Origin of the sequence: Caenimonas sp. SL110 (assembly GCF_001044395.1) — a bacterium.
GTDB lineage: Bacteria > Pseudomonadota > Gammaproteobacteria > Burkholderiales > Burkholderiaceae_C > Ramlibacter.
This window is the reverse complement of the sequence record NZ_JANU01000065.1, coordinates 1-7,486: the sequence shown is the minus strand read 5'-3', so window position 1 is coordinate 7,486 and position 7,486 is coordinate 1. Positions and strand designations below refer to the sequence as shown.

Sequence of the window (7,486 nt, the reverse complement as noted above, 5' to 3'; positions counted from 1 at the left end):
CTCACCCCAGCCCTCTCCCGCGAGCGGGAGAGGGAGCCATACCGCCAGGCAATGGCTCACCGGCAACAAAGAGCGCCGCGCCGCCGTCACCAACCTGCTGGACAAGCCCCTGCCCAACCGCCCGCCCGGCTTTTGCATCGGCTGCCCCGAGCGCCCGGTGTTCTCCGCGCTCAAGCTCACGCAGCAGGAGATCGGCAATGTGCACATCGCCGCCGACATCGGCTGCCATGCGTTCGGCACGTTCGAGCCGTTCTCGATGGGGCATTCGATCCTGGGCTACGGCATGAGCCTGGCGAGCCGCGCGGGTGTGTCTCCGATGATGCAGCGGCGAACGCTGTCCATCATGGGAGACGGCGGGTTCTGGCACAACGGCCTGCTGACCGGCGTGCAGAGCGCCCTGTTCAACAAGGACGATGCGGTATTGCTCATCTTCAAGAACGGCTACTCGTCGGCGACCGGCACACAGGACCTGATCTCCACGCCAGGCGGTGGTGGTGGCAGTGGCGGCACGGCGATGAGCGACGAGCGGATGAAGAGCCAGACGCACACCAACACCACCATCGAGTCGACCTTGCGCGGCCTTGGCGTTCAGTGGATGCGAACGGTGCACACCTACGGCGTCGACAAGATGCGCAGCACCTTGAAAGAAGCGTTCACCAGCGATTTCAATGGCCTGAAAGTCATCATCGCCGAAGGCGAATGCCAGCTGGAGCGCCAGCGCCGCATCAAGCCGTGGCTGGCCAACCTGCTCAAGAAGGGCGAGCGCGTGGTGCGCGTGAAATACGGCGTCGATGAAGACGTGTGCAATGGCGACCACGCCTGCATCCGCCTGTCGGGCTGCCCGACACTCACCATCAAGGACAACCCCGATCCGCTCAAGGTCGATCCGGTGGCGGTGGTGATCGACGGCTGCGTGGGTTGCGGCCTGTGCGGCGAGAACGCGCATGCTGCAACGCTGTGCCCGTCGTTCTATCGCGCCGAAGTGATCCAGAACCCCAAGTGGCATGAGCGATTGATTGCGAGCGTGCGCGGCGCCGTCGTGCGCGCGATGCAACCGGCCTGACACCATGAACAACAACAGACCCATTTCACTTCTTATCTGCGCGCTCGGCGGCGAAGGCGGCGGCGTTCTCACCGAATGGCTCGTCGACATCGCGCGTCACGCGGGCTATGCCGCGCAGAGCACGTCGATTCCGGGTGTGGCACAGCGAACCGGCGCGACGACTTACTACATCGAGGTGTTTCCTGTTCCCCTGGCGCAATTGCAGGGCAGGCGCCCGGTGTTCAGCCTGAACCCGGTGCCCGGTGCGCTGGATGCCATCGTGTCGTCGGAGTTGCTGGAGACGGCGCGGCAGATCGGCAACGGCATGAGTACGCCGGAACGCACGACGGTGATCACTTCGTCGTCGCGCACGCTGACCACGCAGGAGCGGATGCAACTGGCTGACGGCAGGGCCGACAGCGCCGACCTGATCCGCATCGTGCAGGCTTTTTCTCGCCAGCATCATGTGTTCGACATGAGCGGGATGGCCAAGGATGCCGGTACGGTGGTGAGCGCCGTGATGCTGGGCGCGGTGGCGGGGAGCGGATTGTTTCCTTTTGCGCGCCAGGACTATGAGGCGGTTGTGAAGGCGGGTGGGAAAGGGGTGGACGCGAGCTTGCGAGGGTTTGCCGCTGGGTTCGCAGCGGTCGCAGCAGCAGCGGCAGCGGCAGAAAAGGAAGAAGGCTGTCATGCCGGACTCGATCCGGCATCCACCGCGAAGCGGACACCCGGCCTGATCGAGCATGGATTGCGGGTCAAGCCCGCAATGACAGCCTTGGGGGATTTTCCGCACGCCGTGCAAGAGATGCTCACCCTCGGCCACGCCCGCATGCTCGAATACCAGGGCACTTCCTACGCCGGCCTCTACCTGCAGCGCCTGCAGTCGGTGCTCGAAGCCGAACGCACAGCCGACCCGTCATCGACCCACAATTTCTCCACCACCCGCGAGATGGCGCGATGGCTCGCGCTGTGGATGGCGTTCGACGACATCGTGCGGGTGGCCGACCTCAAGAGCCGCGCCACGCGGTGGACGCGCGTCACGCAGGAAGTGAAAGCGGGCGATGACGACCTGCTGCATGTCTATGACCACTTCAAGCCCGGCGTGCCCGAGTTCGCCGCCTTGCTGCCACCCGCACTGGCCTCGCGCCTGACCGCATGGGACCGCCGCCGCGTGCTCAAGGGCAAGACCCCCTGGGCCCTGCCCCTGAAGATCGGCACGCACTCGGTGATGGGAATGCTCGCACTGCGCACGCTCGCCAACCTGACGTGGCTACGCGTTCGAGGCAGCCGGTTCGCCAACGAACAGGCCATGATTTCAAAGTGGCTTGATGCCGTGGTCCAGGGCACCCAACGCGACTGGCAACTCGGCCATGAGATCGCGCTGTGCGGCCGTCTCATCAAGGGCTACGGCGCAACCAATGAACGCGGCAAGGACAACCTGCTCCACGTCATCGACCACCTCGCGCAGGGCCAGGACCCGCGCGCCGCCGCGCAGGCGATTGCGGCGGCGCGCGAAGCGGCGCTTGCCGATGATGCGGGCAAGGCGCTCGACGCAGCACTGGTCCAGCACGGCGCGCCAGCCAGGCCGGTGAAGGAGCATCCGATCCGCTTCATGCGCAAGCCCGGTACATCACAAGCTGCAGCCATCCGCTGACAATGTTCACTCAAAAGCACAGGAGACAAGCCATGAAAAAAATCATATCCAGACTCGCCGCAGCGGCGCTGCTTCCATTGGCGTTGGCGGCCCCATCCGCGTTCGCGCAGGCGTGGCCTTCCAAGCCGATACGCGTGATCGTGAGCTTTCCGCCGGGCGGCGCGGCCGACCAGATCGCGCGCGCCATTTCGCAGCCGCTGCAGGAAGTGCTCGGCCAGCCGGTCGTGGTCGAGAACCGGGCCGGTGCCAACGGCAATATCGCTGGCGACTACGTGGCCAAGTCCCCCGGCGACGGCTACACGCTGCTCATGAGTTCGGGCGGGACGGTGTCGATCAATCCGCACCTGTACCCGAAGATGTCGTTCGATCCGGCAAAGGACCTGACGCCCGTCGCCGCTGCCGCACGCGTGCTGGTGTTCCTCGAAGTGAACCCGACCAAGGTGCCGGTCAACACCGCCAAGGAGTTTCTCGCCTACGTCAAGGCCAATCCCGGCAAGCTCTCGTTCGGCTCGCCCGGCAGCGGCAGCTCGCCGCACCTGGCCGCTGAGATGATGAAGGCCAATGCCAACATCTTTGCCACCCACATTCCCTACCGGGGAGCCGCGCCCGCCATGCAGGACCTGCTGGGCGGCCAGCTGGACTTCATGTTCGATCCGGGCATCGGCCTGCAACACGTGAAGGCCGGCAAGCTCAAGCTGCTGGCCGTGGGCAGCCCGCGCCGCTCGCCACAGTTCCCCGATGTGCCGACGATGGAAGAAGCGGGCCTCAAGGGCTTCGATGCCGATACCTGGTTCGGCTTTTATGCACCGGCTGCAACGCCGCCTGCGGTCGTGACGCGCCTGAACACCGAGATCAACAAGATCCTGCGCTCGCCCGCATTCACCGAACGCATGGCCGCAATCGGCGGCGTGGCTGCGCCGATGAGCCCTGCCGACTTTGCCGCGCGTGCGCAGATCGACAGCGCGCGATTCGGCGCCCTCATCAAGGCGCGCAACATTCGCGGCGACTGATGCCAAAAGAAGTCACTTACACCCTGCACGTCGAGTTCGGCGATTGCGATCCTGCGCGCATCGTCTGGTTTCCGAACTTCTTTCGCTGGATCGACGCGGCGTCGCGCCACTTCTTCATCGCGTGTGGCGTGCCGCCCTGGCACGAGCTGGAAAAGAGCCACGGCATCATCGGCACGCCGCTGGTGGACACCCACGCCAAGTTTCAGAAGACCGCGTCATACGGCGACACCTTGCAGATCCACGCGTCTATCACCGAGTGGCGCGGCAAGAGCTTCGTGCAGCACTACCGCGTGACACGGGGCGACGACGCCATCATGGAATGCGATGAAGTGCGCATCTTCGCGGCCCGCCGTGAAGGCGACGCGACGGGCATACGCGCGGTGGTCGCGCCCGACGAGATTCGAAGGCTCTGCGAGTAGCAGCAAACCTCGCGGCCGGCTGGGTCTCTGACTACAGCACCAGCACGGCCCTGAAGTCGTTGACGTTGGTGTGCGTAGGTCCGGTGACCACCAGGTCGCCCAGGGCGCTGAACCAGCCGTACGCATCATTGCGCTCAAGGTAGGCCGCCGACTTCATGCCCAGGGCCAGCGCACGGGACAAGGTATCAGGCGCGACGAACGCGCCCGCGTTGTCCTCGACGCCGTCGATGCCATCGGTATCGGCCGCAAGCGCCCACACGCCTGCCTGACCGTGCAGCGCCTGTGCCAGGCCCAGGCAGAATTCGCCCGCCCGTCCGCCCCTGCCGCGAGGCGTCCCCTGCGCCTGCTTTTTCACCGTCACGGTGGTCTCGCCGCCCGAAAGAATCACGCACGGCTTTCGAAAGGGCTCGCCCCTGAGCGCGACAGCACGCGCCAGGGCTGCATGCACCTTGCCCACTTCGCGTGACTCGCCTTCGATCTCGTCCGAAAGAATGTGGGCTTCAAGGCCCGCGTCCCGGGCGACCTGAGCGGCAGCTTCAAGTGACTGCCACGGCGTGGCGATCATGCGCAGCTGGTGACCGTTGAAGATGGCGTCCCCCGGCTTGGGGGTTTCCATCGCACCTTGCTCCAGCAGGCTCATGATCGCGCCGGGCAACTCGATGCGATAACGCGCAAGAATCGCGACCGCGTCGGCGCAGGTCGTTGCATCGGCAACCGTCGGTCCGCTGGCGATCACCGAGGGATCATCGCCCGGAACATCGCTGATGGTGAGCGTGACCACGCTGGCGGGTGCGCATGCCGCTGCAAGACGGCCGCCCTTGATTCGCGAGAGATGCTTGCGCACGCAGTTCATCTCGGTGATGTTGGCCCCGCACTCCAGCAGTTCCCGGTTGATGCGCTGCTTGTCCTGCAGCGTGAGTCCCTCGGCCGGCAATGTGAGCAGCGATGAGCCACCCCCCGAAATCAGGCACAGCACCAGGTCGCGGGCGGTGAGCCCCTGCACGGTCTGGAGGATGCGGGTGGAAGCCTGCATGCCAGCCTCGTCGGGAACCGGGTGAGCGGCTTCCACGAGCTCGATGCGTTTTGCAAGGCCTTGCGGCCGGGGCGGAATATGGTCGTAACGGGTGACCACCAGGCCGCTCAGCGGGGCATCAGCCGGCCAGAGCGCTTCGACCGCCTGCGCCATCGATCCACCAGCCTTGCCTGCGCCTATCACCACCGTGCGGCCCCTGGGCGGTGGTGGCAGGTATGCGGCCATGTTGTGCAGCGGCAAGGCTCGCTGCACGGCGGCGTTGTACAGGCGTTCCAGGAATGCGCGGGGGTCCAGCGCGGAGTCAGTCTTCATGAAAAAATCTCCAGCGGCCATTGTGACCGACACCCCCCGGTGTCGCCGCCGCTACCGCAGTGCCCTGTCGCTTGCAGCGGGCTCGGCTTGCAGGGCAAGCGCCACGGTAAAGACGGCGCCCTTGCCGGGTCCGTCGCTGTGCACGGTCAGCCTGCCGCCCCATCTCCATGGCCGCCAGCGCGCGACTGGTGAACCTGATCGGCAACGCGGCGCAGGCGATGCAGGGGCTTGTCTCCGAGCTGAGCGAAGGCGCCGCAGCCCTGCAGCGCAACCAGGTCGGGAAGGCCTGACCCAGGTTGCAGCTGCGCGACGCCCTCCACACCAGTCAACCGCTTGAGCAATGCCTGATGCCCCGTGGAATCCTTGGCCAACAGGGACATGGCTCGCTTCGCCTGCCTATTTCTTGCCCAGGTTCAGCCGCTGCGCGCCTTCGGTATACAGCTTCGTCTTCTCGCGCATGAAGGCATCCATCTGGTCCACGCCCACGTTGATCAGCTCGAAGCCGCTCTTGGCCGCCAGCTCCTTCATCTCGGCTTCGTTGTTGAGCGAGGCCCACAGGTCGGAGATGCGCTTGCGCTCTGCCGGCGGCGTTGACTTGGGCACGCCAATGCCGCGGTACGCACCGTCCACCCAATCGACGCCCAGCTCACGGAACGTGGGCACATCGGGCAGCAGCGGATGGCGCTTTTCCATGGCGACGGCCAGGGCCCGCACCTTGGACTTGTTGTTGATCGCGAACGCGGTGTAGGTCACTGCGCCGTCGATCTGGTTGCCCACCACGGCCAGCGACATATCGCCCGTGCCCTTGTATGGAACATAGGTGCTCTTGATGCCGAACGCCGCGTTGAGGCGCTCATGCGAGGCGTGGTTGGCCGAGTTCAATCCCGAGCCGCCCAGGTTCATCTTGCCCGGCGCTTTTTTGGCGGCCTCGATGAAATCCTTGAACGTCTTGTGCGGGCTGGCCTCGGGCACCACCAGCGCATCGGGCGTGAAGTGGAACCAGAACACCGGCGTGACGTCGGCGGTCTTGTATTGCACTTCGCCTTCGATCGGCTGGAACACGATGTGCGGCAGGTTGACCCCGACGATGTTCAGCCCGTCGGGTGGCAGCTGGTTCATCTGCGACCACATGAGCGCGCCGCCGGCACCGGCCTTGTACTGGATGATGGTGTCCACTGCGGGGCACTTCTTCTTGAGCACCACCTGCTGATGGCGTGCCGACAGGTCTGATTCGCCGCCGGGTGGAAAGGCCTGCCAGTAGAGAACGTTCTTGTCAGGGCAGGCCTGCGCGGATTGCGCGAATGCGCAAGGCGCTGCGAGAACGAGTGCTGCGATGCCGAAAGCGCTGCGGATGCTCATGAACTGCGTCTCCTTTTTAATTAACAAAACCGGTCACGCCAGCCATGCGCAGGCTACTCCACATCGTCATGGCTTTCGCGGCTTCCACACTAGCACGGCAGTTGCGAATCGCCGTTGGTAGAACCTCGGGTGACCCCGGCCCTGGAGCGCGGGGTTTCAGATCGCCCTGTTCAGGTCAACGTCGACGCCCGCCCGCTTCATCGTGCGGGCCAGCAGCAGGTGCCACAGGCCGCTGTCATCGATCGCGACGCTGAGCGCGCCTTCCAGCGCCGACTTGCTGCCGCCTGGACCTGCGCCAAGAAAGCAGATGCGCTCTTTCGACAGCACTGCGAGCAGGAACCCGGTGGCCAGCAGCGTGGAAGGCGAATCGCCGCCTTGCGCGGGGGTGAACACAGCGAAGTCCACGCCGCGAAGCTCCTCCAGCGCGCTGACCGAAATGGCGGCCTGCGTGCCGGGCTGGTGGCCGACCATGACGGGTTCCAGCCCGAGCTGCTCCAGAAGCTGGGAGAGCTGGCTCGCGGTGTCGTCGAGCGCGCCGATGACGGCAACGCGCGCTGGGGAGTCTTTGGAGGCTGTGGGAACGGGTGCAGAGGTGGACATGGGCGTAGGCGCCGGGGTGGGCGCAGTAGTCGGTCGGGGGGTGGGGGCGGGTGTCGG

The 7,486-nt window shown here is 65.5% G+C and carries 7 protein-coding genes and 1 pseudogene; 5 read left to right on the top strand and 3 right to left on the bottom strand.

Annotated features, from left to right (window positions below):
* The 4 genes from AQ12_RS21215 to AQ12_RS21200 form a co-directional block, all read left to right on the top strand.
* Positions 1-1,063: thiamine pyrophosphate-dependent enzyme (locus tag AQ12_RS21215; RefSeq protein WP_048441981.1), on the top strand; the 1,063-nt coding region annotated here is incomplete at its 5' end.
* 4 nt (positions 1,064-1,067) lie between these two features.
* The gene (locus AQ12_RS21210) at positions 1,068-2,696 is read left to right on the top strand and encodes an indolepyruvate oxidoreductase subunit beta family protein (protein WP_048441979.1); all 1,629 of its coding nucleotides are present in this window, start codon (positions 1,068-1,070) and stop codon (positions 2,694-2,696) included.
* 32 nt (positions 2,697-2,728) lie between these two features.
* Positions 2,729-3,706 carry a tripartite tricarboxylate transporter substrate binding protein gene (locus AQ12_RS21205; RefSeq protein WP_048441978.1) on the top strand — a complete coding sequence of 326 codons (978 nt, stop codon included), beginning with the start codon at positions 2,729-2,731 and terminating at the stop codon, positions 3,704-3,706.
* Positions 3,706-4,125: a thioesterase family protein gene (locus tag AQ12_RS21200; RefSeq protein ID WP_048441977.1), complete on the top strand. Its 420-nt coding sequence runs from the start codon at positions 3,706-3,708 to the stop codon at positions 4,123-4,125. Before AQ12_RS21205 ends, AQ12_RS21200 begins: the two co-directional genes overlap by 1 nt.
* 31 nt (positions 4,126-4,156) lie before the next feature.
* Here the strand turns inward: AQ12_RS21200 and AQ12_RS21195 are convergent, their stop codons facing one another.
* Positions 4,157-5,470 carry a glycerate kinase gene (locus AQ12_RS21195; protein WP_048441976.1) on the bottom strand — a complete coding sequence of 438 codons (1,314 nt, stop codon included), beginning with the start codon at positions 5,468-5,470 and terminating at the stop codon, positions 4,157-4,159.
* 167 nt (positions 5,471-5,637) lie between these two features.
* Between AQ12_RS21195 and AQ12_RS23435 the strand changes: the two genes are divergently transcribed.
* Positions 5,638-5,760 carry a hypothetical protein gene (locus AQ12_RS23435; protein ID WP_255352495.1) on the top strand — a complete coding sequence of 41 codons (123 nt, stop codon included), beginning with the start codon at positions 5,638-5,640 and terminating at the stop codon, positions 5,758-5,760.
* Positions 5,761-5,866: 106 nt separating this feature from the next.
* On the opposite strand, the gene AQ12_RS21190 is transcribed toward AQ12_RS23435, so the two are convergent.
* Positions 5,867-6,829: a tripartite tricarboxylate transporter substrate binding protein gene (locus AQ12_RS21190; RefSeq protein WP_048441975.1), complete on the bottom strand. Its 963-nt coding sequence runs from the start codon at positions 6,827-6,829 to the stop codon at positions 5,867-5,869.
* A 156-nt stretch (positions 6,830-6,985) separates the two neighbouring features.
* Positions 6,986-7,486, bottom strand: a pseudogene (locus AQ12_RS21185) (hypothetical protein); the annotation flags it as partial.

What these genes read in the sequence shown, in the direction of transcription:
- AQ12_RS21190 (WP_048441975.1), bottom strand. Translation starts at nt 6,829, where the DNA reads ATGAGCATCCGCAGCGCTTTCGGCATCGCAGCACTCGTTCTCGCAGCG.
- AQ12_RS21195 (WP_048441976.1), bottom strand. Translation starts at nt 5,470, where the DNA reads ATGAAGACTGACTCCGCGCTGGACCCCCGCGCATTCCTGGAACGCCTG.
- AQ12_RS21205 (WP_048441978.1), top strand. Translation starts at nt 2,729, where the DNA reads ATGAAAAAAATCATATCCAGACTCGCCGCAGCGGCGCTGCTTCCATTG.
- AQ12_RS21210 (WP_048441979.1), top strand. Translation starts at nt 1,068, where the DNA reads ATGAACAACAACAGACCCATTTCACTTCTTATCTGCGCGCTCGGCGGC.
- AQ12_RS21200 (WP_048441977.1), top strand. Translation starts at nt 3,706, where the DNA reads ATGCCAAAAGAAGTCACTTACACCCTGCACGTCGAGTTCGGCGATTGC.
- AQ12_RS23435 (WP_255352495.1), top strand. Translation starts at nt 5,638, where the DNA reads ATGGCCGCCAGCGCGCGACTGGTGAACCTGATCGGCAACGCGGCGCAG.